26 protein-coding genes are annotated in these 25,188 nt (G+C 62.5%); 15 read left to right on the top strand and 11 right to left on the bottom strand.

Annotated elements, in window-relative coordinates; translation table 11 throughout:
- Window positions 1-125 precede the first annotated feature (125 nt).
- Window positions 126-2,537, bottom strand: coding sequence for an endopeptidase La (gene lon, locus JF290_RS18655; protein WP_199026418.1), 2,412 nt, complete (start codon window positions 2,535-2,537; stop codon window positions 126-128).
- Between the two features lie 478 nt (window positions 2,538-3,015).
- Here lon and JF290_RS18650 point away from each other — a divergent pair, with 478 nt between their 5' ends.
- Window positions 3,016-3,738, top strand: a complete 723-nt coding sequence (locus JF290_RS18650; protein ID WP_199026417.1) for a VPLPA-CTERM sorting domain-containing protein — start codon at window positions 3,016-3,018, stop codon at window positions 3,736-3,738.
- Between the two features lie 123 nt (window positions 3,739-3,861).
- A complete protein-coding gene (locus JF290_RS18645; protein ID WP_199026416.1) occupies window positions 3,862-4,515 on the top strand; it encodes a cysteine hydrolase family protein in 654 nt (217 codons plus the stop codon).
- 53 nt (window positions 4,516-4,568) lie between these two features.
- On the opposite strand, the gene JF290_RS18640 is transcribed toward JF290_RS18645, so the two are convergent.
- Window positions 4,569-4,844 (bottom strand): YrhK family protein, encoded by a 276-nt coding sequence (locus JF290_RS18640; RefSeq protein ID WP_199026415.1) that lies wholly within the window; start codon window positions 4,842-4,844, stop codon window positions 4,569-4,571.
- A gap of 32 nt (window positions 4,845-4,876) precedes the next feature.
- Window positions 4,877-6,007, bottom strand: coding sequence for a tRNA guanosine(34) transglycosylase Tgt (gene tgt / locus JF290_RS18635; RefSeq protein ID WP_199026414.1), 1,131 nt, complete (start codon window positions 6,005-6,007; stop codon window positions 4,877-4,879).
- A 63-nt stretch (window positions 6,008-6,070) separates the two neighbouring features.
- Here tgt and rimK point away from each other — a divergent pair, with 63 nt between their 5' ends.
- From rimK to JF290_RS18610, 5 genes are all read left to right on the top strand, one after another.
- A complete protein-coding gene (gene rimK / locus JF290_RS18630) occupies window positions 6,071-7,471 on the top strand; it encodes a 30S ribosomal protein S6--L-glutamate ligase (RefSeq protein ID WP_199026413.1) in 1,401 nt (466 codons plus the stop codon).
- A gap of 105 nt (window positions 7,472-7,576) precedes the next feature.
- A complete protein-coding gene (locus JF290_RS18625) occupies window positions 7,577-8,467 on the top strand; it encodes an SPFH domain-containing protein (RefSeq protein ID WP_199026412.1) in 891 nt (296 codons plus the stop codon).
- Complete coding sequence (locus JF290_RS18620; protein ID WP_199026411.1) at window positions 8,467-8,739, top strand: hypothetical protein; 273 nt, start codon at window positions 8,467-8,469, stop codon at window positions 8,737-8,739. Before JF290_RS18625 ends, JF290_RS18620 begins: the two co-directional genes overlap by 1 nt.
- Window positions 8,740-9,207: 468 nt before the next feature.
- On the top strand, window positions 9,208-9,570 hold the full coding sequence (locus JF290_RS18615) for an SUF system Fe-S cluster assembly protein (protein ID WP_199026410.1): 363 nt from the start codon (window positions 9,208-9,210) through the stop codon (window positions 9,568-9,570).
- Window positions 9,571-9,606: 36 nt separating this feature from the next.
- Window positions 9,607-9,972 carry a HesB/IscA family protein gene (locus tag JF290_RS18610; protein ID WP_199026409.1) on the top strand — a complete coding sequence of 122 codons (366 nt, stop codon included), beginning with the start codon at window positions 9,607-9,609 and terminating at the stop codon, window positions 9,970-9,972.
- A 1-nt stretch (window position 9,973) separates the two neighbouring features.
- Here JF290_RS18610 and JF290_RS18605 read toward each other — a convergent pair whose 3' ends face one another.
- Window positions 9,974-10,891 (bottom strand): isopenicillin N synthase family dioxygenase, encoded by a 918-nt coding sequence (locus JF290_RS18605; protein ID WP_199026408.1) that lies wholly within the window; start codon window positions 10,889-10,891, stop codon window positions 9,974-9,976.
- Window positions 10,892-10,973: 82 nt separating this feature from the next.
- Between JF290_RS18605 and tpiA the strand changes: the two genes are divergently transcribed.
- Window positions 10,974-11,726: a triose-phosphate isomerase gene (tpiA, locus tag JF290_RS18600; protein ID WP_199026407.1), complete on the top strand. Its 753-nt coding sequence runs from the start codon at window positions 10,974-10,976 to the stop codon at window positions 11,724-11,726.
- Between the two features lie 68 nt (window positions 11,727-11,794).
- Here tpiA and JF290_RS18595 read toward each other — a convergent pair whose 3' ends face one another.
- The 6 genes from JF290_RS18595 to JF290_RS18570 form a co-directional block, all read right to left on the bottom strand.
- Complete coding sequence (locus JF290_RS18595; protein ID WP_199026406.1) at window positions 11,795-13,171, bottom strand: TRAP transporter large permease; 1,377 nt, start codon at window positions 13,169-13,171, stop codon at window positions 11,795-11,797.
- Between the two features lie 4 nt (window positions 13,172-13,175).
- Entirely contained in the window at window positions 13,176-13,856 is a 681-nt protein-coding gene (locus JF290_RS18590; protein WP_199026405.1) for a TRAP transporter small permease, read from the bottom strand.
- A gap of 79 nt (window positions 13,857-13,935) precedes the next feature.
- Window positions 13,936-14,937, bottom strand: coding sequence for a DctP family TRAP transporter solute-binding subunit (locus JF290_RS18585; protein ID WP_199026404.1), 1,002 nt, complete (start codon window positions 14,935-14,937; stop codon window positions 13,936-13,938).
- A 260-nt stretch (window positions 14,938-15,197) separates the two neighbouring features.
- Complete coding sequence (locus JF290_RS18580; RefSeq protein WP_199026403.1) at window positions 15,198-16,418, bottom strand: sigma-54-dependent transcriptional regulator; 1,221 nt, start codon at window positions 16,416-16,418, stop codon at window positions 15,198-15,200.
- Window positions 16,415-18,166: a sensor histidine kinase gene (locus JF290_RS18575; RefSeq protein ID WP_199026402.1), complete on the bottom strand. Its 1,752-nt coding sequence runs from the start codon at window positions 18,164-18,166 to the stop codon at window positions 16,415-16,417. Before JF290_RS18575 ends, JF290_RS18580 begins: the two co-directional genes overlap by 4 nt.
- A 62-nt stretch (window positions 18,167-18,228) precedes the next feature.
- Window positions 18,229-18,690, bottom strand: a complete 462-nt coding sequence (locus JF290_RS18570) for an Lrp/AsnC family transcriptional regulator (protein ID WP_199026401.1) — start codon at window positions 18,688-18,690, stop codon at window positions 18,229-18,231.
- 150 nt (window positions 18,691-18,840) lie between these two features.
- Here JF290_RS18570 and cobA point away from each other — a divergent pair, with 150 nt between their 5' ends.
- The 7 genes from cobA (at window position 18,841) to infC (ending at window position 24,531) form a co-directional block, all read left to right on the top strand.
- Entirely contained in the window at window positions 18,841-19,659 is an 819-nt protein-coding gene (gene cobA, locus JF290_RS18565; protein ID WP_328701296.1) for a uroporphyrinogen-III C-methyltransferase, read from the top strand.
- Entirely contained in the window at window positions 19,659-19,973 is a 315-nt protein-coding gene (locus JF290_RS18560; protein ID WP_199026400.1) for a DUF2849 domain-containing protein, read from the top strand. Before cobA ends, JF290_RS18560 begins: the two co-directional genes overlap by 1 nt.
- Window positions 19,974-20,035: 62 nt before the next feature.
- On the top strand, window positions 20,036-21,700 hold the full coding sequence (locus JF290_RS18555) for a nitrite/sulfite reductase (protein WP_199026399.1): 1,665 nt from the start codon (window positions 20,036-20,038) through the stop codon (window positions 21,698-21,700).
- Window positions 21,701-21,705: 5 nt separating this feature from the next.
- A complete protein-coding gene (locus JF290_RS18550) occupies window positions 21,706-22,455 on the top strand; it encodes a phosphoadenylyl-sulfate reductase (protein ID WP_199026398.1) in 750 nt (249 codons plus the stop codon).
- Entirely contained in the window at window positions 22,452-22,856 is a 405-nt protein-coding gene (locus JF290_RS18545; RefSeq protein ID WP_199026397.1) for a DUF934 domain-containing protein, read from the top strand. Before JF290_RS18550 ends, JF290_RS18545 begins: the two co-directional genes overlap by 4 nt.
- A gap of 69 nt (window positions 22,857-22,925) precedes the next feature.
- Entirely contained in the window at window positions 22,926-23,768 is an 843-nt protein-coding gene (locus tag JF290_RS18540; RefSeq protein WP_199026396.1) for a ferredoxin--NADP reductase, read from the top strand.
- A 265-nt stretch (window positions 23,769-24,033) separates the two neighbouring features.
- Window positions 24,034-24,531: a translation initiation factor IF-3 gene (infC, locus tag JF290_RS18535; protein WP_328701294.1), complete on the top strand. Its 498-nt coding sequence runs from the start codon at window positions 24,034-24,036 to the stop codon at window positions 24,529-24,531.
- A gap of 95 nt (window positions 24,532-24,626) precedes the next feature.
- Here infC and JF290_RS18530 read toward each other — a convergent pair whose 3' ends face one another.
- A complete protein-coding gene (locus JF290_RS18530) occupies window positions 24,627-24,956 on the bottom strand; it encodes a phasin family protein (protein ID WP_199026395.1) in 330 nt (109 codons plus the stop codon).
- Between the last annotated feature and the right edge of the window lie 232 nt (window positions 24,957-25,188).

Genomic DNA, 25,188 nt, shown 5'->3' with positions numbered 1-25,188 from the left:
GACTTTCCATGCCTACAGGCTTTGCCCGAACCTGACCAGCGCACAAGTCAGCGCAGTCCAAGGCGCGCAACGAAACAGGCGGCCCGTTGCCGGACCGCCTGCATGTTCAGCACCTGGCCAAAGCCTCAGTGGGTGGTCGCGCCCGAGGCATCCTCGGTCTTGGACAGCGCCGCTTTCGCCGCTGCCGCCTCCTCGGCTGCCTCGTCCCATTCGATCGCTTCAGGCTTGCGCACCAGTGCCTTCTCCAGAACCTCCGATACGTGCTTGACCGGTACGATCGTCAATCCGTCCTTCACGTTGTCCGGGATGTCCGCCAGGTCCTTCTCGTTCTCCTCGGGGATCAGCACCGTCTTGATCCCGCCCCTGAGGGCCGCCAGAAGTTTCTCCTTGAGGCCACCGATCGGCATCGCGTTGCCGCGCAGGGAGACTTCGCCCGTCATGGCGATGTCCTTTCTAACCGGGATCTGCGTCAGAACCGACACGATCGAGGTGACCATCGCCAGACCCGCGCTCGGTCCATCCTTGGGGGTCGCGCCATCGGGCACGTGGACGTGAATGTCCAGCGTGTCGAATTTCGGCGGTTTCACCCCGATCTGCGGGCTGATCGAGCGCACATAGGAACTGGCCGCGTCGATGCTTTCCTTCATCACGTCGCCCAGCTTGCCGGTCGTCTTCATCCGGCCCTTGCCCGGCAAGCGCAGCGCTTCGATCTGCAAGAGCTCGCCCCCGACGCTGGTATAGGCCAGTCCGGTGACGACACCGATCTGGTCTTCCTGTTCGGCAAGACCATAGCGGTACTTGGGCACGCCCAGAAACTCGCTCAGGTTCTCCGGAGTGACGACGACCGAGCTCGCCTCGCCCTTGATGATCCGAGTCAGGCTCTTGCGGGCCACCTTGGCGATTTCGCGTTCGAGGTTCCGCACCCCCGCCTCGCGCGTATAGGTGCGGATGATCGCGGTCAGAGCCTCGTCGGTCAGCTCGAATTCCTTCGCTTTCAGCCCATGATTCTTGATCTGCTTCTCGATCAGGTGCTGTTTCGCGATCTCGCGCTTCTCGTCCTCGGTGTAGCCGGCCAGCGGAATGATCTCCATCCGGTCCAGAAGCGGGCCCGGCATGTTGTAGGAGTTCGACGTGGTCAAGAACATCACGTTGGACAGGTCGTATTCGACCTCGAGGTAATGGTCCATGAAGGTGTTGTTCTGTTCCGGGTCCAGCACCTCGAGCATCGCGCTCGCCGGGTCGCCCCGGAAATCCTGGCCCATCTTGTCGATCTCATCCAGCAGGATCAACGGATTGGTGGTCTTGGCCTTCTTGAGCGCCTGGATGATCTTGCCCGGCATCGACCCAATATAGGTCCGCCGGTGACCGCGAATCTCGCTTTCATCGCGCACCCCGCCAAGGCTGATACGGATGAATTCGCGCCCCGTCGCCTTGGCGACCGATTTGCCCAAGGATGTCTTGCCCACGCCCGGAGGGCCGACGAGGCACATGATCGGGCCTTTCATCTTCTTGCTGCGCTGCTGCACGGCAAGATATTCGACGATCCGTTCCTTGACCTTCTCAAGCCCGTAGTGGTCGTCATCCAGCACCTTCTGCGCCTTGCCCAGATCCTTCTTGACGCGGCTCTTCACGCCCCACGGGATCGACAGCATCCAGTCGAGATAATTGCGCACCACCGTCGCTTCGGCGCTCATCGGGCTCATGTTCTTGAGCTTCTTGAGCTCCGCCTCGGCCTTCTCGCGCGCTTCCTTGCTCAGCTTGGTCGCCTCGATCCGCGCTTCCAGCTCGGCGATCTCGCCCTCGCCTTCCTCGCCATCGCCCAGCTCCTTCTGAATGGCCTTCATCTGCTCATTCAGGTAGTATTCCCGCTGGGTCTTCTCCATCTGGCTTTTCACGCGGGTCTTGATCTTCTTCTCGACCTGCAGGACCGACAATTCGCCCTGCATCAGACCATAGACCTTTTCGAGCCGCTCGCTCACGCTCAGCGTCTCCAGCAGGTCCTGTTTCTGGCCGACCTCGATGCCGAGATGGCCCGCTACCAGATCGGCCAGCTTGGCCGGATCGGTGCTTTCTCCGACAGCGGCCAGGGCCTCCTCGGGGATGTTCTTGCGCACCTTGGCGTAGCGTTCGAACTCGCCCGCCACCGTGCGCACCAGCGCCTCGGTGGTGGTCACGTCGCCCGGCATCTCGGTCAGGTATTCGGCGCGCGCCTCGAAGAAACTGTCATTGTCCAGAAACTCGCTGATGCGCACCCGCGCCTGCCCCTCGACCAGCACTTTCACAGTGCCGTCGGGCAATTTCAGCAGTTGCAGCACACTGGCCAGGACACCGGCCTTGTAGATGCCGTCGGTCTCCGGATCGTCGACGCTGGGGTCGATCTGGCTCGACAGCAGGATCTGCTTGTCGTCCGCCATCACCTCTTCCAGCGCGCGAACCGACTTCTCCCGTCCCACGAAGAGCGGCACGATCATGTGGGGAAAGACCACGATATCGCGCAGCGGCAGCACGGGATAAGACGAATTGAGGGGCTCTTGCATGCTCTATCCTTGTTGTTGGCAAGATGGCTCCAGTCCCGCTAGGCGGCAACGCCGGCCATCTCCGTTCATCGACCTGTAAAGTGGGGCACACAGGGGCCCAATTCAACCTCGCGCAGGCCGAGCTTGGTCAGAATGACCTGCCACTCCCACGAGAGCAAGGTCACAAATACCCTGAAATCATCGCATCGAGGAGTTCGCCGCACGCCCGCTTTCAGTCAACCTTTCGGAATCACCATGCCGCGCCGAGATTGAGACTCACACAATCAAAAGTGGAATCGACCTTGGGCGATCTCTGAAAAAGCAGAACACGCACGCACAAATCCTCATGATATTCGAGGTTTACGCGGCAACTCTCGATTTTCCCCTATCGCAAACGACCAAAAAAAGATAAACTTTAGATGGGAAGACACGGAAACAGATGATGATGCAGCGCTGGTGGTGAAGCTGCTGGCGCAGCGGTAAAGGGAATGGGTAACTCATGAAATTTTCAACGATCCTGGTTTCGGCCGTCTTTGCCGTAACTGCGAATATCGTGCTTGCAGCGCCGGTTGCATTCAGCATCGGCGGCAAGTCCACACAGGGTGTCGGCAACACGGCCGATCAGTACGCGGGGCATTACGACGGTACGACACCGACCGGCGCTGCCTGGTTCGACGGAGGCTTTTCTCCGCTCGGCAATGGCACTTTGACGCCCGCATCGGCCCCGCTGGTCACACCGCCTCCGGGCAGCATCAGCGGCCGCTTCCAGTCGCCGTTCAACAACACCGGTTTGGCAGACACCCAAACCTATTTTTCGATCGGCGGATCGAGCAACGGCAACGGTGGCGGTTCGCCGATGACCCTGGAGTTCGGGACGGCAGTCACGGAATTCTCGTTTCTCTGGGGATCGATCGATTCCTACAACGAGATCGAATTCTTTGACGCCGCCCAAAACAGCTTGGGCTTCGTTACCGGTGCAGGTGTGTTGGGCCAGAGTAAGCCGTCCAACCCGACCAATTTTGAAGAAGTCGTTTTGCTGAACGTTTTCGCTGACCAGACGGTAGGGGACTCGATCAAGTACATCACCTTTGCCTCGATTGACCAGGCGGCCCTCGAAGTCGCCTTCGTGAACCCCACGGCGATTCCGCTGCCAGCCTCGGGTTTCCTGCTGATCGGCGGTTTGGGCGCTCTTTACGCCGCCCGACGCAAGCGCAAGGACTGACACATGGCGCATCGACGCCGGGAAACGGCCGCTGCCCCTGTGCAGCGGCCGTTTTCGTTTGACAGCCGTTGACGGCAGATGCACCACGCTTTCCCGCGACACAGGACACGGAGGCTGCTTCAGATGATCGAAAGCTTTGAGAACGACACGGCACTCCTGCTGATCGACACCCAGAAGGGTGTGCATGACCTCACTCATTGGGGTGGCCCCACCGGCCGCATGAACAACCCCGCGTGCGTCGACAACCTCGTCGCGCTGCTTGAGGGGTTCCGCGCTGCAGGGCGCGCCGTCGCCTTCACCCGCCATGACAGCAACGAACCCGACAGCCCGCTGAAGTTCGCTCTACCCGGCGGCGATCAGCTTCCCGGCCTCGCCCCCCAACCGGGCGACATCGTGGTCGAGAAGAGCGTGAACAGCGGCTTCATCGGCACCCCTCTCGATGACCGTCTTCGCGGCGCATGCCTGCGGCGTCTGGTGATCGCGGGTTTCTTCACCAACTTCTGCGTCGAAACCACGACCCGCATGGCGGGCAACATGGGATACGATACCTACCTCGTGCACGATGCCTGCGCGACCACCAACCGGATTGACCTGCACGGGATCGATCACGACCCCGAACTGGTCCACGACATGGCGGTCGCCTCGATGAACGGCGAGTTCTGCACGGCGATCACGACGGCCCAGGCGCTCGGCCTGCTTCAGGGCGACAACCCCGCGCTCCAGCGTCTTCAAGGCAACGAACCCACTTCGGCCCGGCCTGAAAAACGCCGCGCCTGACGGGACGGCGGGCGGGGCGCCTCGGCCGCGAGGCCGACAGCGCCGTCCCGCCGTCAATCCAGCTTGCGCGCCAGATCCTGGTAATCGCCCATCCGCAGATAGGCCACCTCGCGCACCAGTTTGAGACTGGGCCTGACCCCGAACAGCACCGACCCGACGACGAACAACCACGTCGCCGCATAGGTGGTTTCCTCGCTGAAGAACAGCAGGCTGCCCACCACGAACAGCGCAGCCGCGCAGAAATCCGTCAGTGTATAGGCCAGCTCGAAATAGGCATAGAGCTTCAGGTGCCGCGCGCTGCGGCCACGGTTTTCCGGGTGAAAGAACATCCTTGCCTCCTCTGTCCTCAGCTGCGCCTCGTTCATATCGGCGCAATGTCGCCCTGTGATCGCGCGGCATGAAACCCTTCCTGCCAGGCGGCAAACCGCCCCTCTGCGATTGCCGCGCGCATTTCCCCCATCAGATCCTGATAATAGTGCAGGTTGTGCCAAGTCAGCAGCATCGCGCTGATGATCTCCTGGCTGCGGAACACGTGATGCAGATAGGCGCGGCTGTACCCACGGCAGGCCGGGCAGCCGCAGGCCTCGTCCAGGGGGCGCGGATCGTCCTGGTGCCTGGCGTTCTTGATGTTCAGCACCCCATGCCGTGTGAAAACCTGCCCGGTGCGGCCGCTGCGCGACGGCAGGACGCAATCCATCATGTCGATGCCGCGCGACACGGCGCCGACGATATCGTCGGGCTTGCCCACCCCCATCAGATAGCGCGGCTTGTCCTCGGGCAGCTGAGCAGGCGCGAAATCCAGCACCGAGAACATCGCCTCCTGCCCCTCGCCCACCGCCAGCCCGCCGACCGCGTAGCCGTCGAACCCGATCTCGCGCAGCGCCTCGGCACTTTCAGCACGCAGGTCCTCCTCCAGTCCCCCCTGCTGGATACCGAACAGCGCATGCCCCGGCCGATCTCCGAACGCCTCGCGCGAGCGCGCTGCCCAGCGCATCGACAGGCGCATGCTGGCTTCGATCCGTTCCCGGTCTGCCGGCAGGGCTGGGCATTCGTCGAAACACATGACGATGTCGCTGCCCAGAAGCCGCTGGATCTCCATGCTCCGCTCTGGTGTCAACTCGTGCCGTGAACCATCGATATGGCTTTTGAACGTCACGCCCCGTTCGGTCAGCTTGCGCAGACCGGCAAGGCTCATCACCTGAAACCCACCGCTGTCCGTCAGGATCGGCCGGTCCCAGTTCATGAACCGGTGCAGGCCGCCCAGCCGGTCGATGCGTTCCGCCGTGGGGCGCAGCATCAGGTGATAGGTGTTGCCCAACAGGATATCGGCACCGGTGGCGCGCACGCTTTCAGGCAGCATCGCCTTGACCGTCGCCGCCGTGCCGACGGGCATGAAGGCCGGCGTGCGGATCTCGCCCCGCGGAGTCGCGATCACCCCGGTACGGGCCGCCCCATCGGTCGCGTCCAACGTGAATGAAAAACTCTGTGTCATGCGATGCCCTTTTGCATATCGCCGCCTTCTGCGTCATTCAGACGGAATTGCCAAGGAGAGACCATGACCGATTCAACCCCGAAACCATTGCACTTCGGATGGGAGGAATGGGTGTCCCTGCCCGAACTCGGCCTTCCCGCGATCAGCGCCAAGGTCGATACCGGTGCGCGCACCTCGGCGTTGCATGCCTCCGAAATCGAGGCGTTCGGCGCCAAGTCCAGCCCCAAGGTGCGCTTCTACGTCCATCCGGTGCCCGGACGCGAGGACATGGCGATTCCCTGCTCTGCCGACCTGGTGGATCGGCGCGAAGTCACCTCCTCCAACGGCGAGACCGAGATGCGTTGCGTCATCCGTACCAAGCTCGAGGTCGCCGGACAGAGCTGGCCGATCGAGGTCACCCTGACCAACCGCGCCAGCATGTCGAGCCGCATGTTGTTGGGTCGCCAGGCTTTGACAGATCATATCTCGATCTCGCCGACGGAACGCCATTTGCAACCGGAACTGGGCTATGACGTCTACTCCTCGCGCAAGATGCGCAGCCATGCGCCCAACCGGGCGTTGCGCGTCGCCGTGCTCAGCCGCGAAAACAACTATTCCACCCGCCGGCTTGTCGAAGCAGGCGAGGCGCGCGGCCACGCGGTCGAGGTGATCGACACCACGCGCTGCTACATGGCGATCAACGCACTGGCGCCCGAAGTGCATTACGACGGCAAGCGCCTGCCCCGCTACGACGCGGTGATCCCGCGCATCGGCGCGTCGATCACGCCCTACGGCACTGCCGTGATCCGCCAGTTCGAAACCATCGGAACCTGGTGCGTCAACGGCAGCGCGGGCATCACCGCCAGCCGTGACAAGCTGCACGCCCACCAGGTGCTTGCGCGCCATCGCATCGGCATGCCGACCACGGCCTTTGCCGCCTCTCCCAAGGACACCGGAAACTTGATCGGGCTCGTCGGCTCGGCCCCACTGATCGTCAAGCTGCTGGAAAGCACCCAGGGCAAGGGCGTGGTTCTGGCCGAAACCCGCAAGGCCGCGGAAAGCGTGATTTCGGCCTTCCGCGGCCTCAAGGCGAATTTCCTGGTACAGCATTTCGTCAAGGAAGCCGCCGGAGAGGATATCCGCTGTCTCGTGATCGGTGGCAAGGTCGTGGCCGCGATCAAACGCACGGGGGCCGAGGGAGATTTCCGCTCCAACCTCCACCAGGGCGGTACCGCCAGCGTCACCCGCATCACCAAGACCGAACGCGACACGGCGCTACGCGCCGCCCGCGCCTTCGGCCTGAACATGGCCGGCGTTGACCTCTTGCGCTCCGAGGACGGACCCAAGGTGCTCGAGGTGAACTCCTCCCCGGGTTTCGAGGGCATCGAAGTCGCCACCGGCAAGGACATCGTCGGGCGCCTGTTCGACGAAATCGAACTCCACGTACGTCCCAAACCCGCGCGCAAGCGTCCGGCCACGAGCTGATCACGCGCCCCGTCTCAACCTTGCCCGCGGCCGGTTGGCCCAACGAAATCCTTGATCGCGCCGCGCTTTGACGCCACATGAAGTCAAAGCGCACAGGAGCCCACGATGACCGAAGATCAGCTATTCGTTCTGCTCGGAGACACCGGTCTCTACATTCTCGGCGCGATCCTGTTGATCGTCGTCATCCTCAAGGGCATCAAGATCGTCCCCCAATCCGAAAAATACGTGGTCGAACGCTTTGGGCGGCTGCACTCGGTGCTCGGTCCCGGCATCAACTTCATAGTCCCGTTCCTCGACGTGGTGCGTCACAAGATCTCGATCCTGGAGCGCCAGCTTCCCAATGCCAGCCAGGACGCGATCACGCGCGACAACGTGTTGGTGCAGATCGACACGTCGGTCTTCTATCGCATCCTGCAACCGGAAAAGACCGTCTACCGGATTCGCGACGTGGACGGGGCGATCTCGACCACAGTGGCAGGGATCGTCCGCGCCGAGATCGGCAAGATGGATCTGGACGAGGTGCAATCCAACCGCTCCCAATTGATCGGCCAGATCAAGACCAGCGTCGAGGACGCGGTCGACAACTGGGGCATCGAGGTCACCCGGGCCGAGATCCTCGACGTCAATCTCGACCAGGCCACCCGCGACGCGATGCTGCAACAGCTGAACGCCGAACGCGAACGCCGCGCCCAGGTCACCCGCGCCGAGGGGGCGAAGCGCGCCGTCGAACTCAACGCCGATGCCGAGCTGTACGCCGCAGAACAAACCGCCAAGGCGCGCCGTATCCAGGCGGATGCCGAGGCTTACGCCACCGGCGTCGTCGCCCAGGCGATCAAGGAGAACGGGCTCGAGGCGGCGCAATATCAGGTCGCGCTGAAACAGGTCGAGGCGCTCAACACCCTCGGCAATGGCACCGGCACCCAGACCATCGTGCTGCCCGCCAATGCACTCGAAGCCTTCGGAGATGCCTTCAAGATGCTGAAGGGCGGCCGCTGATGGCGATCTGGACCCTCTGGTGGGGCTGGCTGGGCCTCGCGCTGTTGCTTGCCATCGCCGAGATCCTTGCGCCAGGCTTCATGTTCCTTGGCTTCGCGATCGGTGCGCTGGCGGTCTCGATGCTGCTTCTGAATACCGGCCTGTCCCTCGGCCTGCCCCTGTTGCTGCTGATCTTCGCCGCCCTGTCGCTGGTCAGTTGGCTGATCCTGCGCCGCGTCTTCGCCCTGCGAAAAGGGCAAGTGAAACGCTTCGAGGACGACATCAACGACTGATCGCCCCCAAAGTTGCGTTTGCCCGGTCTGGCACACGCACCGGATTGACAGCAAAGCGATTTCCGATCTTCCGCGCCTCCGGCCACGCATCAACGCGATCGGCACGAAGACCCGAAAACTGTAGTTCGTGCTGATGCTGCTCGGCATCTCTCGGATGGGCGTCAAGGGCTGCTTGGTGGTCGCCAGTCAGTGCTGATGTGCAGACACGGCGGTTCTTCCGCGCGACAGCTCTGCTCGTGACAGCCGCAAGCGCAAATTCAACCTCAGCCTCGCAACCTCGGCTGGAAGAGCGACTTGCAGCCCAGCATGAGACTGGAACGACCTGACAACAAACTCCTTGGTCTAGAAAATCGAACGACGACTTTCCCGCAAGCCGGTCCAAAATGGAAGAAACCGATTGATGCCGCCCACTGGACGCGGCGGCCTATAAAACCTATATAAATCGTCAGGAACAAAGCCGAGGGTCCGATGAACAACGCTTCCCAGCCGCTCGAAGGCACGCCGCTGATCGCGCCGTCCTCAACCGATCATCCGCTGTATGACCAGGTGGTCGAGGCCTGCCGCAGCGTCTATGACCCGGAGATCCCGGTCAACATCTACGAGTTGGGCCTGATTTATACCATTGATATCACGCCCGAAAACGAAGTGAACATCATCATGTCCCTGACCGCTCCGGGGTGTCCCGTTGCCGGCGAGATGCCCGGCTGGGTGGCCGACGCGGTCGAGCCGATCCCCGGGGTCAAGCAGGTCGACGTGCAACTGACCTGGGAGCCGCCTTGGGGCATGGACATGATGAGCGACGAGGCCCGGCTCGAACTGGGTTTCATGTGAAGACCAGATCGTAGAGCATTCAGGAGACACGGAAAGATGTTCGGAATACCCGGCAAGCAAGCCGTCACCCTGACCCCGAGGGCCGCAGCCCGGATAACCCGGTTGATGGCCGACAAGGGCCACTCCGGCCTACGCATCGGCGTCAAGAAGGGCGGCTGCGCGGGCATGGAATATACTATGGAATACGTCCAAACCCCTGACCCCAATGACGAGGTCGTCGAACAGGACGGCGCGCGAGTGATGATCGCCCCGATGGCGCAGATGTTTCTGTTCGGGACCGAGATCGATTACGAAACCAGCCTTTTGGAATCCGGTTTCAAGTTCAACAACCCGAACGTCTCCGAGGCCTGTGGCTGCGGAGAATCCATCAAGTTCAACGAAATGCCGGCCAAGTCGGGCTGATTTAGCCCGCTGGCTTCAAATGCAGATAGGTCTCGTTGAACCGGCGCGACAAGTGATCCCCAGCGAAGATCACCTGATCCGACCCGGCAGGCGCCACGTTCGTATGATAGGACGGGTTCAGGAACAGCGGAACGGAAATTCTCTCCTGCGGTCCACCGACAACCCTGTGCAGCGTCGCCTTGACCCGCCCGCCGGTCCACATCTCGAGCATCTCTCCGAAATTGATGACAAAAGTTCCCGGCGGAGCCGTAATCGCTTGCCATGATCCGTCTGGCATACGCACCTCGAGTCCCGGTGCCCCATCCATTGCCAACAAGGTCAGACAGCCATAATCCGTATGCGCGGCGATGCCAAAGTCGCGCTCGCCCGCCCAGTCCGGCCTCTGCGGATAGTAGTTTCCCCGCAACAGCGCCATTGGTGGGACGAAAGCCTCGGCGAAACTCCCGGCGCTTGCGCCCAAAGCCTCTGATATCGCGGCTAGAATCTGCCGCCCCACGTCTATCGCATCGATGTAGTAGCCCTTGATCTCGTCGCGAAACCCAACGGGTGACTCGGGCCACAGGTTTGGCGCGTAGACTCCCAGGCCGTGCCGCGCGAGAGGATGGCCAACTGGCAATTCGAAACCGCAATCGAAGACTTCCTTGAAATCCGGGTTCGCCGTCGAATCGACCTGCTCGGAGCCCGGCGCCCCCCATCCCCGGTTTGCCCCTGTCACCGCCATATCGACCGCCCGTTTCTGCTCGGCTGAAAGAACGAAGAAAGCCCGGTACATGTCCAGAACGCGCTCCACGCGCTCCGGCGTCAAGGGCGTACCGGTGACGGTCAGGAAGCCGATGTCGTGCACCGCTCGCGCCAAGCGCGTCATTTCGTCCGGCATGCGCTCCAGCAGCCTTGCATGGTCAAGTTGGGGTATCCTCATGGCACGCGCTCCCCATGCCGTCGATTGTCGGCCCCCTCTGTGGATGCTACCACAAGCGCAGTTCGGGGCACAGGAGCAGATGATGCGCAGGAAAATCGCGGCTGGAAACTGGAAAATGAACGGGACTGGAGCGGATATCGCCATGCTCACACACTTGGCCCAGCGCCATTCCGATCCGAGCGTCGACATCCTGATCTGTCCCCCGGCGACCCTGATCGAACGCGCCGCGCGCGCGGTGGAGGGCAGTTCGATCCGGATCGGCGGTCAGGACTGCCACGCCGCCGAGAGCGGCGCCCATACCGGTGACATCGCCGCCCCGATGCTGCGGGATGCGGGGGCCGGCGCCGTGATCGTCGGCCATTCCGAACGCCGACACGACCATCGCGAAACCGACGGCATCGTGCGCGCCAAGGCCGAAGCCGCTCTCACATCTGGCCTCGCCACGATCATCTGCGTGGGGGAGACCCTGGCCGAGCGCGAGGCCGGGACCACGCTCGACGTGATCGGAGGACAGATGGCCAGCTCGCTCCCCGACACGCTCGACGGGAGCGCCACAATGTTGGCATACGAGCCGATCTGGGCCATAGGCACCGGGCGCGTTCCCGATGCAGCACAAATCGCCGAGGTCCATGCCTTCATGCGCAACCGCCTGCGCGAGCGGTTCGGACAGGAAACCGCCGAGGCGATGCGCCTGCTCTATGGCGGGTCGGTCAAGGGTGCCAACGCGGCCGAGATCTTCGCGATCCCCAACGTCGACGGCGCGCTGGTCGGCGGTGCGAGCCTTGCAGCAGACGACTTCTCCCCGATCATCGCGGCCCTGGAAGCGGCCCGCTAAAACAAGCGCCGCCCCGGGAACGGAGCGGCGCCTGCCTGATTTCAATGTCTGGAATACGCGGTAGCGCGCTACCTGACTATGATTTCCGGGCCCATGAAGGTGTTGGGCAGGAAGGTGCTGATGATCGGCACGTAGGTCACGATAATCAGGAACACGAACAGGACAGCGAGGAACGGCAGTGCGGCGCGCACGACCCGCATCATCGGCATGCCCGCGACACCCGACGTCACGAAGAGGTTCAGCCCCACGGGCGGCGTGATCATCCCGATCTCCATGTTGACCACCATGATGATCCCGAGGTGAATCGGATCGATCCCCAGCTCGATGGCGATCGGAAAGACCAAAGGCGCGACGATCACGATCAGACCCGAGGGCTCCATGAATTGCCCGCCGATCAGCAGGATCACGTTGACGATCATCAGGAACACCACCGGGCCGAACCCTGCGGCCAGCATGGAACTGGCGATCTGCTGCGGAATCTGCTCGTCGGTCAGCACGTGCTTGAGGATCAGCGCGTTGGCGATGATGAACATCAGCGTGACCGTCAGTTTCCCGGCCTCGAACAGCGTGTGGCGCGTGTCGCGGTGAAAGAAGGCCGTGATCAGCGCGATGGGCTTGTCCAAAAGCGTCAGGTTGCGCTCGCCCTCCTTGGTCGCGAGCGGGCCCATGTCGCGATAGACGAAACTCGAGATCAGGAACGCATAAACCGCCGCCACCGCCGCCGCTTCGGTCGGGGTGAAGATACCGCCATAGATACCGCCCAGGATGATGACGATGAGGAACAGACCCCAGGCCGCGTCACGGCTGGAGGCGAAGACCTCGCCCCAGCCCAGCCAATCGCCCTTGGGCAGGTTCTTGACACGGGCGATCAGGTAAATCGTCACCATCAGCATCGTGCCGGCCATGATCCCGGGGATGACGCCAGCCAAAAACATCCGACCAACCGACACGTCGGTCGCGCTGGCATAGACCACCATCACGATCGAGGGCGGGATCAGGATGCCGAGCGTGCCGGCGTTGGCGATCACCCCGGCGGCAAAATCCTTGGAGTAGCCGACCTGCCGCATCCCGGCGATCACGATTGATCCGATGGCGACGACGGTGGCCGGAGATGACCCCGAAAGCGCGGCAAAGAGCATACAGGCGAAAACGCCCGCAATGGCCAGGCCGCCCGGGAAATGTCCCACGATCGCAATGGCGAACCGAATGATCCGTTTCGCCACCCCGCCCGTCGACATGAACGAGGACGCGAGAATGAAGAACGGGATGGCCAGCAGAGTGTAATGCCCCGCCATCGCTTGGAACAACGTCTGAGCGATCGAGGCGAGCGACGTGTCGCTGAGGACCAGCAGGAAGATGATCGAGGACATGCCAAGACTGATCGCGATCGGCACCCCGATCAGCATCAGGCCAATGACCATCAGGAAAAGAACGGCAACTTCCATGCGATCAATCTCCCGCGTTCATGTGGCGCACGTCGGCGACCGCTTCTTCGGCTTCATGGCTGACGATCAGGCCCGTGGCGTCACCGCGTGCGATCCGGACCGTGGCCTGGATCAGCCGGAACAGCAGCAAGGCCACGCCGAACGGCAGAATCGCGTAAGGTATGAACCGGGGCAACTTCTCGTAATGCTCGCCCTCGTTCATGATCGGCTCGATCCAGCGCAGCCATTCCGGGAACGGGATGTCGACCACCTCGTACCAGGCCTGGTCGCGCGAGTCCGCGAACCCGGTCGGGAACCAGCGCCCGGTGGTCGCATCAAGCCCGGCGAACGGCGCCCAGTAGTCCCAGGCCCCTTTCATGACGAGCATCGCGTAGATCACGCAAACGCCCGCCGCGATCAGAGCCAGCACTTTCCGTGTTGGCGGCGAGAGAAGGTTCAGAACGGCGTCCACGCCCAGGTGGGCGGTGACCTTGACCGCGTAGCTGACCCCGAAAAGCACCAGCCAGGCGAACAGGAACGACGTGGCTTCGAGGCCCCAGATCAGTCCCGTGTTGAAACCGTAGCGCAAGACGACGTTGATGAAGGTGATCAGGGTCATCAGTCCGAGGATCACCGCGATCACGGTTTCCTCGAGTTCGTTGACCACACGACCAAGCAGGCTGTCCGGCTCGTATCGAGACGACATGGCAAACGGCCCCCAGTCCGGAAATGTGATGAAAGGATGGGGCGATCCGAAAGGGACCGCCCCGGCGCGAGTACCGCGCTCAGTTGGTGGCGTTGAAGGACTGGGCGACGGCGATGTTGTCCGCTCCCACGTCTCCTTCGAACTCGGCCCAGACCGGCTTCATGGCTTCGACCCATGCGGCGCGTTGCTCGGCCGTCAGTTGGCGCACTTCGCCGCCTGCCGCGATGATCGCCGCCTTGGCTTCTTCGTTCACCTTGAAGCTCTCGGCGTTGCGGGCTTCGGTGACTTCGGTGACGATGGTTGCCAACTGGTCGCGTACCGCGCCGTCCAGGCTGTCCCACCAGTCGGTCGAGGTCACGACCATGTAGTCGATGATGCCGTGGTTGGTCTCGGTGATGCCATCCTGCACTTCAAAGAACTTCTGTCCGTAGATGTTGGACCATGTGTTCTCCTGACCGTCCACGACACCTGTCTGCAGCGCGCCATAGACTTCCGAGAACGCCATAGGCTGGGGCGAACCGCCAAGTGCGGCCATCTGCGCCTTGAGAACATCCGAGTTCTGCACCCGGAACTTGAGGCCATTGGCATCCGACGGCAGCAGCAGCGGCTTGTTGGCCGACATCTGTTTCATGCCGTTGTGCCAGAAGGCCAGACCCAGCAGGCCGCGGCGGGTCATCGACTCCTTCATCGCCTGCCCGGTTTCGGAGTTTTGGAACGCATCCACCGCCGCGATGTCCTTGAACATGAACGGCAGGTCGAAGATGCGGAACACCTTGGTGAACTGTTCGAACTTCGACAGCGAGGGCGCCGCCATCTGCACGTCGCCCTGCAGCATCGCCTCGAGCACCTGATCGTCGTTGTAGAGCGTCGAGTTGGGGAACACCTCCATGCACATCACGCCGTTCATCTCGTCGTTGACGCGCTGCTGCAACAGCGATGCGGCGATGCCCTTGGGGTGCTTGTCGGTGTTGGTCACATGCGCGAATTTGACGACGATCTCTCCATCGTCACAGGCCGCGAAGCCAGCGGTTGCGCTTAGAGCCAGAGCCATGGAAGTGGCGGCTGCGGTGATCAGTTTCATCGGTCTCTCCTCCCGATTTGGTCATGATTGACGAGGTCGCGCCCCGAAGTCCGCGCCCTGTCGAGCGCGTTGGCCGGAGTGAAGCCGAACCGGATCGAGTTCTCAACTCTTTGTGATGGCGCAAGGCAACAGAAAGAATAATCTATAAATACCAGAAAGTTGAAATCAAAAGCTTAAGCGATACGATACCTAACCCTTGGCATCTGTGCGAGTTTTCGCACGAGCCTTGGACGTATTGTGCGGAAATCCGCACAGATCACCTAGCGGAATTCATCCGGGCGAATCCCGTGTTTGGTCAGTTTGTCATAGAAAGTCTTGCGCGGCAGTTTCAACGCCCGCGCAGCCTCGCTCGCCCGTCCCCCATGCCTGGCCAGTGCGGCGACAAGCAGCGAGCGCTCGACGCGGGCCATCTGTTCGGCAAGGCCCAAGTCGGTTGCTCCACCCAAATCCTCGGGCACGCCCAGCACGAAGCGCATTGCCGCGCTCATCAAGGCGCGTGCATTGCCGGGCCATTCCTGTGCCATCAGGCCGGCGATATGGTCCGGCGTGATGTCGGGCGGCGTCAGCCCCGCCTGTTCGCTGGCCTGGTCGACATAGCGGCGAAACAGGATCGGGATATCCTCCGGCCGCTCGGAGACCGCCGGAATGCGCAACGACGTTGTCTGCAGCCGATAGAACAGCTCGCTGTTTATGCCCTCCGGGTTCAGCAACACGGTGCTTCCCGCCATCACGCGTGTTTCAGGCCGTGCGTCGAGCACCTCGATCAGTGCCAGCTGCGTGTCCGCCGGAAGATGAGAGATCTCGTCGAGAAACAGAGACCCCTTTTTCGCCGCCGCGAGTGCCTCGGCAAGCGCATCCCGCTGCAACCCGTCGGCTGCGCGTTTCACGAATGCGTTGCGGGCGCGGGGCGAACACAAATGGATGACCTCGGCCACCTTGGACACGCCGCTGCCCGGCGGGCCGGACACCAGCACCGCGGTTTCCGTCTGCGCAAAGCGCCGAACGCGTTCCCGCAATGACTCGGCGAGGTCAGAGACGCCAAAGATCATCCTGGCGGCCGGGTCGCCGGCTTCGGCCTGCCGCCGTTCCGTTCGCGTCTGAAGCACCGACTGCCTCGCCGAGAGGGCGCGCTGCAGCACCGCGACAAGGTCGGCGGGCGCGCAGGGTTTCTCGAGAAAATCGAACGCCCCCTGCTCCATCGCGGCCACCGCCATTGGGATGTCACCTTCCCCGGTCAGCAGAACAACCGGCAGGTTCTCGTCCACATCGCGCGCATGACGCAGGAGGTGAAAGCCGTCGCGCCCCGGCATTCGGATGTCGGACAGGATCACCCCCTCGAAGTCCCGGGTGATGTGATCCTTGGCTGCAACGAACGAACCGGTCGTGATGACCGAGAGGTCGGCCAATTCTAGCGTCTGCGCCAGCGCCTCTCGCACCGCCACGTCATCCTCGACCAAGAGCACCCGCTTAAGGCCAGTCATGCGGCACGTTCCTCCTGCCAGGCCTCAAGTTGAACCGTGAAGACGGCTCCGCCATCGGGGGCGTTCTCTCCGCGGATGACCCCGCCGAAACTCTGCACGATGCCATAGGAAATCGACAGGCCAAGCCCCATGCCTTCGGACGCTCCGACAGCCTTGGTCGTATAGAACGGGTCAAAGACCTTGTCGGGCAGATCGAGTCCCGGACCCGTGTCGCGCACCGTGACGGTGACCGGGACTTCGGTGGACAGCTCGATCTGGATATCGCGGTGCTCAGCGCCGTCCATCGCATCCGCCGCATTGGTGATCAGGTTGACGAAGACCTGCCCCAGGCGGACCTCGCCCCCGCGCACCCAGACCGGGTGGGCGGGGGGCGTGAAATGCAACCGGACACCGTCGCGTTGCAAGCGCGTTTCGGTCAGCTCGATGGCACTTGTCAGCACGCCGATGAGATCAACGCGGGCCGCGGCCTCGCTCTCCTGCCGGGCGAAGGCGCGCAGATTGCGGATGATGCGGCCCATACGCCGAGCAAGGTCCGAGATCCGCGCGAGGTTCTCGGCCGCCTTGTCCGCGCGCCCACGGTCGAGATATTGCGTACCGTTTTCCGCAAACGACCGAATGGCCATCAGAGGCTGGTTCAGTTCGTGGCTGATGCCCGCGCTCATCTGACCCAGCGCGCTCAGCTTGCCGGCCTGCACCAGGTCCGCTTGGGCCTGTTTCAGGGCGGCTTCGGCCTCCTGCCGCTCGGCCACCTCACGTAGCAAGCGGGTGTTCGTGGCCGACAGGGCGCGGGTGCGTTCAGCCACGCGGCTTTCCAGCACGGCATTGGCGGTGGCGAGGGCGCGGCGGCGCTCGGTCGCGAGAAACAGCAAGGCTCCGAACGCCAGGCAGATCGCAGTCAACGCGCCTGCCTGCAAACCGGCAAGCCGCAGCGCCGGAGCCGCGTCGACAAGGATCTCTCCGGTCAGGCCGATCACAGGGAGATCCCGTTTCAGATGCAATGCATGGCGCGGCAGGTAAGGGCCCCAATCCAGTGACCAGATCTCGTGCGATCCGACCATGTCGGCCGAGAAGGGCCGAGCCGCACCGGCCGGTGGAACCAGGCCCTGTCCCGCAGCCGGACGTTTCCAGAACAGCAGCTCGGAGCGGTTCGTGAAGAACACCTCGTCATTCACATCGGTGAAAAAGACCGCCGGAGTACTGCCCGGCCAGGACTGCTCGATGCCCTCCACATCCGCCACGACAATCACCGCCCCGTCGACCCGGCCCGACCGAGCAAAGACCGGCGCCGCGTAGAAATAGGCGCGGCGGCTGAGCGGAGTTCGGATACCGTGATCGCTGCCGAGTGCACCCTGCATGGCCCGCCGGAAATAAGGCGCATCGGACAGGTTTGCCGGGGTCAGCCCGTTCGCCGACGCAAGCACCTCGCCCCGTGCATTGGCGAAGGCGACATCCAGCGCCGAGGTCTTGTCGGCGATTTCAAGAAGCACTGCGCTCAGGTCGGCCATGTCGGCGGAGGTGGTCGCCGCCTCGATCATCGGGTGGTCGGACACCAGCACCGCAAGTTCTTGGTAGACCTTCAACTGGGTGTCGAGCCGATCGCTGGCGAGCGCCAGGTCCGCTTCGGCGCGGCGCGCCAACTGCTCCAACGCCTGCAGATAACCATAACGCCAAACGCCACCCGCCAGGGCCGCCACCGCGAGGATGAAGCCCAGGACGATCCACCGGCGTTTCAGGCGCGACGCTGTCATGTCGACCGTCCTAGCAAATCGATCAGCGCCTTGACCATAGAACATCGCCGCGGCGCCCGAGCCTAAAGCGGCAACATGCTGGTGGACTTGATCTCCTCCATCGACAGGAGCGCCGTGACGTTGTGGACCCGCACCTCCGAGATCAACGCCTGATAGAAGGCATCATAGGCGCGGGCGTTTCGCACCCGCACCTTGAGGATATAGTCGATGTCACCGGCGAGCCGATGCGCCTCCTGCACCTCTGGTCGGTCCCGCAGCGCCTTCAAAAACATCGCCTGCCACGCTGCATCATGCTCCGAGGTTCGGATCAGCACGAAGAAGCAGGCCTCGAACCCCAACGCTTCGGCATCCAGGATCACCGTCTGCTGTCCAATGATCCCGGCCTCGCGCATCTTGCGAATCCGGTTCCAGACCGGCGTCTTGGAACTGCCGACCGATTTCGCGATCTCGTCCAGGGACTGGCTGGCGTCCTTTTGCAGCTCGACCAGAATTTTCCGGTCCGTTTCATCAATCCGCACCGACATTCCGATACGCGCCTCCACCACATGATTTCGTTCCAAAACCGCCATCAGATGGAACACTTTTCCTTTTCTTGCAAGGCATATGGTCAAATGACGGGAAGATTTCCTATGTTGGCAAAGAACCCAAGACCAAAGTCGAAATCCGAGTCACCCATGAAACCGCTTCGACCCCTGTTCAAACGTGCCCGGCGCTCGCCAGCGCCGCAGGCAGGTCATGTCGTCTTCGTCGGCGCCGGCCCGGGTGCCGCCGACTTATTGACCGTGCGCGCGACAGACGCCCTGAAATCCGCCGAGGTCATTTTATACGATCGCCTGATCAGCAGCGATGTTCTCGCCCTCGCGCCCAGACATGCGCTTCAGATCGACGTAGGCAAGACCGCGTTCGGGCCGTCGACGCCGCAGGCGGAAATCAACGACCTCATCGTGAACCATGCTCGCGAAGGCGCCCGCGTAATCCGGTTGAAATCGGGCGATAGCACGGTCTTCGGTCGGCTCGACGAGGAAATCGAAGCCTGCGACGCTGCCGGCATCGCCTGGAGCATCGTGCCCGGCATCACGGCGGCTTCGGCTGCGGTCGCCACCATCGGGCAGAGCCTGACCCGGCGGGGGCGCAATGCCTCGGTGCGACTGCTCACCGGTCACGACACACGCGGGTTCGCCGATCACGACTGGGCGGCATTGGCGCGTCCGGGCGAGGTCGCCGCGATCTACATGGGCAAATCGTCGGCTCGATTCATTCGGGGGCGGTTGATGATGCACGGTGCATCGGGCGCAACGCCGGTTTCGCTTGTGGAAAACGCCTCCCGGCCGGATCAGCGTGTCATCGCGACCACCCTCGCGGACTTGTCCGAATCGCTTGACGCAGCGGCGCTGAAAGGTCCGGTCCTGACCCTGTTCGGGCTCTCGCCGCGCGCGGCGCAGCGCCCCGCCCATCCGACCACCCACCCCGTGCAGAGCAAGGAAATCGCCTGATGCCTCGTGAATTTACCCCCAAGGTCGTCACCGCTTCGGACCTTATGGATGGCGACGTGATCTATCAGACTGCAGATGACGACTGGACTCGCGACCTCGCGAAGGCCGAACTGATCACCGACGAGGCTCACGCACAGTTGCGCCTGCTGAATGCCGAGCGCCAGCCCGGTAAGATCGTCGGAGCCTACCTCGCCGATGTCGCCGCCACCCGCGCTGGGATCGAGCCGGTTCACTTCCGCGAGGATTTCCGGCGCCGAGGTCCCTCGAACTATCCGCACGGAAAACAGGCTGAGCGCCCGGCCGCGTCGACCTGACACAACCAGCGTTTCACCGTTGACAGACCGCCGGCAACGGCGGCCTCCGAAAGGGACTGCTCATGTACACCTATTCCGAATTCGACCACGCCTTTCTTGCAGAACGTAACGCCCAGTTCCGCGCCCAGGTGGAACGGCGCATCGACGGATCGTTGACCGAGGACGAGTTCAAGCCGCTGCGGCTGATGAACGGGGTCTATCTGCAACTGCACGCCTACATGCTACGGGTGGCCATCCCCTATGGAACGCTGAACAGCGCCCAGATGCGCCAACTGGCCTATCTTGCCGAACGTTGGGACAAGGGTTACGGCCATTTCACCACCCGCCAGAACATCCAGTACAACTGGCCAAAGCTGCGCGACATTCCGGACATGCTGGATGCGCTGGCCGAGGTCGGGCTGCACGCGATCCAGACCAGCGGCAACACCATCCGCAACGTGACGGCGGACCATTTCGCTGCCGCCGCGGCGGATGAAATCATCGACCCGCGCCCGGTGGCCGAGTTGATCCGGCAATGGTCGACCGACCATCCGGAATTCCAGTTCCTGGGTCGCAAGTTCAAGATCGCCGTGACCGGCAGCGCGACCGATCGCGCCGTGATCAAGGCGCATGACATCGGACTTCAGATCGTGCGGCAGGAAGACGAGATCGGCTTTCGCGTGATCGTCGGCGGTGGCCTCGGGCGCACGCCGATGATCGGCAAGGTGATACGCGACTTCCTGCCCCGTGCCGACCTCCTACCTTATCTCGAGGCTGTGCTGGGCGTCTACAACCTGCTTGGTCGGCGCGACAACAAGTACAAGGCCCGCATCAAGATCACCGTTCATGAACATGGCATCGACACGATCCGCGACCGGGTCGAACGGCTGTTCGAGCGCATCCGCCCCACCTTCACCGGGTTGGACCAGGCCAAGCTTGCAGAGATCGAGGCGGCATTCGCGCCACCCACCCTGCGAAAGGCTTCGATCACTGCCTACGACGCCGCCTACAGCACCGATCCGCTTTTCCGCAGTTGGGCCGACACCAATCTCGACGCTCATCGCGATCCGGATCACGCCATCGTTTCGATCAGCCTGAAGGCGCATGGGGCGACACCTGGAGACGCCACGGCAGAGCAGATGCGCGTGATGGCCGATCTGGCAGAAACCTACGGCCATGACGAACTGCGCATCAGCCACGAGCAGAACGTGGTGCTGCCTCACGTGCATAAATCCGACCTGCCCGCGCTGCATGCGGCGCTGAAATCGGCCGGGCTGGCGACCGCAAACATCGGGCTTATCAGCGACATCATCGCGTGCCCCGGCATGGATTACTGCGCCCTTGCCACTGCCCGGTCAATTCCTATCGCGCAGCAAATCGCCACGCGGTTCGACGAACTCAGGATCGAGCATGAGATCGGTGCGCTCAAGATCAAGATCTCGGGCTGCATCAACGCCTGCGGGCACCATCATGTCGGCCATATCGGAATTCTCGGACTGGATCGGGCCGGTGTCGAGAACTACCAGATCACTCTGGGCGGCGACGGGTCCGAAGACGCAACGCTCGGCGAGCGCGCCGGGCCCGGGTTTTCGGCAGAAGAGATCATCCCGGCGATCGAGCGGCTGGTCTATGCCTATCTCGACCTGCGCGACGACGCTGAGGAGACATTTCTGCAAACCTATCGCCGGGTTGGTCTGGCGCCGTTCAAGACGGCGCTCTACCCCCCGGAAGCGGTGGCGGCGGAGTAGTGCAGATGCTGGACCTGTCGGACAAAGCACCGGTCGAAAGTGCCGCGCTGCGCAGCCGCGTGGACGCTCTGAACGCCCGATTTCGCCACCACAGTGCAACCTCGGTCCTGCAAGGAGCGCTGCAGGGGTCGGAGCGGATAGCGCTGGTGTCGAGTTTCGGGGCGGAATCCGTGGTGCTGCTGCACATGGCGGCGGTGATTGACCGCGCGACACCGATCCTCTTCATCGACACCGAGATGCTGTTTACCGAGACGCTGGTCTATCAGACGGAGCTGGCCGAACGGCTTGACCTTCGCAATCTGCGCATCATCCGCAGCCAGGAGATCATCACGCGCGATCCTGATGGAACCCTGCACCGGAGCGATCCCGATGCCTGCTGCGCCCTGCGAAAGACCGAACCATTGAACCACGCCCTCGGCGACTTTGACGGCTGGATCACCGGGCGCAAGCGGTTCCAGTCGGGCAGCCGCGCGGCGCTCCAGTTCTTCGAGATCGAGGACGGCACCGGGCGGATCAAGATCAACCCGCTGGCGCATTGGGCGCCCGAGGACGTGCAGGCCTACATGGACGAGAACCGCCTACCACGGCATCCCCTGGTGGCGCGGGGATATCCTTCGATCGGGTGCGCCCCCTGCACCTCGCAGGTCGCCCCAGGCGAAGACGCCCGCGCCGGGCGTTGGCGGAACCAGGACAAGGACGAATGCGGCATTCATTTCGTGAACGGACGCATGGTCCGCACAGGAGCAGAGACATGACAGTGATCGTAACCGACACCGGGTTCGGCAAGGACGACTGGACCCGCGGCTATTCCACCCTCGGCGAGACGGCGAACGACGTTCTGTCTCTCGACCTTGCACCGGATACCGACCCGGCGGAGGTGCCACTCGCCCCGAGTCTCGCGATGATCCGCGTCAGGTTCCCCGGTTTCGCCGACGGGCGCGGCTTTACCATCGCGCGACAACTGCGCCTGAGAGGGTACACGGGCCGCCTGCGCGCCGCAGGACACGTTCTGGCCGACCAGTACGCGATGGCACGCCGGTCAGGCTTTGACGAGGTCGAGATCGAAGACGATCTCGCCGCCCGTCAGCCCGAAGAGCAATGGCTGGACCGCGCCAATTGGCGAGACCACGATTATCAGGCACGCCTGCGCGGCTAAGTCCCCTTTCCCTGACCTGAGTCAAAGATTAACCAGAGGTGTCGGTTTATCTGACCGGCAGAGAAATAGATGACAGAGATGACACCCGTGACCCGAGCCGCGACCGACGCCACCCCCGTCAAGACGCCCACCCTGCCCGACGCCCAGACCGTGACTGAGGTCAAACACTGGACGGACCGGCTGTTTTCCTTTCGAGTGACGCGCCCGCAGAGCCTGCGTTTCCGTTCGGGTGAGTTCGTGATGATCGGGCTTCTGGGCGACAACGGCAAGCCGCTGCTGCGTGCCTATTCCATCGCAAGTCCCGCTTGGGATGACGAACTGGAGTTCTACTCGATCAAGGTGCAGGACGGCCCCTTGACCAGCAAGCTGCAGCATATCCAGCCCGGGGATCAGATCATCTTACGCCCAAAGCCGGTCGGAACGCTCGTGCATGATGCCCTGCTGCCGGGCAAACGGATCTGGTTCTTCGCGACCGGCACGGGCTTTGCGCCCTTCGCCTCGCTTTTGCGCGAACCCCAGACCTACGAGGATTACGACGAGGTCATCATCACCCACACTTGCCGCGAGGTGGCGGAACTCGAATATGGCCGCCAACTGATCGAGGATCTCAAGTCCGACGAGATGATGATCGAATTGCTGGGGCAGGAGAATCTCGACAAGATCCGCTATTACCCGACCACGACCCGCGAAGAGAGTCCCGTCATGGGCCGGATCACCGACCTGATGCGCTCGGGCAGGGTCTATGCCGATCTCGGGGTAGAGCCCATCAACCCGGACACCGATCGCGCCATGGTTTGCGGCAACCTTGCTTTCAACCTCGAGATCAAGGAGCTTCTGGAAGGCTATGGGCTCGAGGAAGGCGCAAATTCCAAGCCTGCGCAATACGTGGTTGAAAAGGCGTTCCTGGATTGAGCAGCGCGTGGGTCGGAGCGTCGGTTTTTCGCCGCTTCCGACGCGTGGCTTGGCCGGACCGGACTGAATGACATCGCTCCTCCCCGGTCTACAGCCCGATCACAGCCAACCAGATGCCAAAACCCGCGATTCACAGTGCATATCGCTTGAATCGCCGACTGCGCCGGTCTACGGTCCGGCGTCAAAACCCTGAAACAGCCAAAGGATCAAAACCATAGCCCGCAGACCCCACAACGCGCCGCCGACCCGCGATACCGGCCCGCGCGTGAACGAGAATATCCGCGCCCCGGAGATCCGACTGATCGGTGCCGATGGCGAAAACGTCGGTGTCGTATCACCCGCCCGTGCAATGGACCTCGCCGAAGAAGCCGGCCTCGACCTTGTCGAGATCTCGCCCAACGCCAATCCGCCGGTGTGCAAGATCATGGATTTCGGCAAGTTCAAGTACGAGACCCAGAAGCGCGAGGCCGAAGCACGCAAGAAGCAGAAGATCATCGAGATCAAGGAAGTGAAGTTCCGGCCGAACACCGACGTGAACGACTACAACGTCAAGATGCGCAACGTCTTCAAGTTTCTCGAGAACGGAGACAAGGTCAAAGTCACGCTGCGCTTCCGGGGCCGCGAGATGGCACACCAGAATCTGGGCCGTGAATTGCTCGAACGAGTTGCGGAAGACACAAAGGAAATCGGCCGCGTCGAGAACTTCCCCAAAATGGAAGGTCGCCAGATGATCATGCTGATCGGCCCGCTACCGAACAAGTAGACCACCCGGCTCACGGTACGTGAAACCACACGCCCGACCGACAGGCCGGGCGTTTCGTTTTTTTGGTTCTAACAGACGGTGCGGGACGACCGCTTCTACTCGTCCGGTTGCGCCTGCAGGCCCGCCATGTCGATCATCTTGCCGGTTTCCTCGGTGTACTGGTCGATCGCCGTCTGCAGGAACTCGGCCTGAACGTGCTGCATTTCCTCGATGGTCTTGCAATGCAGCAGCCTGTGCTGAAGCTCGACATCCTGCTTCACACGTTCCGACAGAAACGCAAGCGCCTCGCTGTTCAGATCGCTCATGCGTTCGACCCAACCGGCGCCCATCCAGTTCATAGATTGCAGTCCAAAGCGCTGCATCTGCGCGATCGCGTCTGCGATGGTGGCGGCGGTTTGCGGTGTCTGTCTCTTGTATTCGGCCATCACGTTCTCCCCAAGTTGATACTCATGGGGAGTCTGAGTGATGGCGGGATGCCTGTCCTTGACCCGCATCAACATCCCCGCCCGAGTCCGAGCGGGGATGATCTTTACACCGCGCTCACGAGATATTTTTGACGGCGCGTTGTGTCATGACTTTGACGATATGTGCGCGGTAGTCCTTGGTGCCGTGCAGGTCGGCGATCATGGTGTCGGGCGCGATGGCGAGGCCGGTGAG

Source organism: Sedimentitalea arenosa, assembly GCF_016428585.1.
Classification (GTDB): Bacteria; Pseudomonadota; Alphaproteobacteria; order Rhodobacterales; family Rhodobacteraceae; genus Sedimentitalea; species Sedimentitalea arenosa.
The sequence above is the reverse complement of the archived record's forward strand: the minus strand, read 5'-3'. Positions and strand labels throughout refer to the sequence as shown.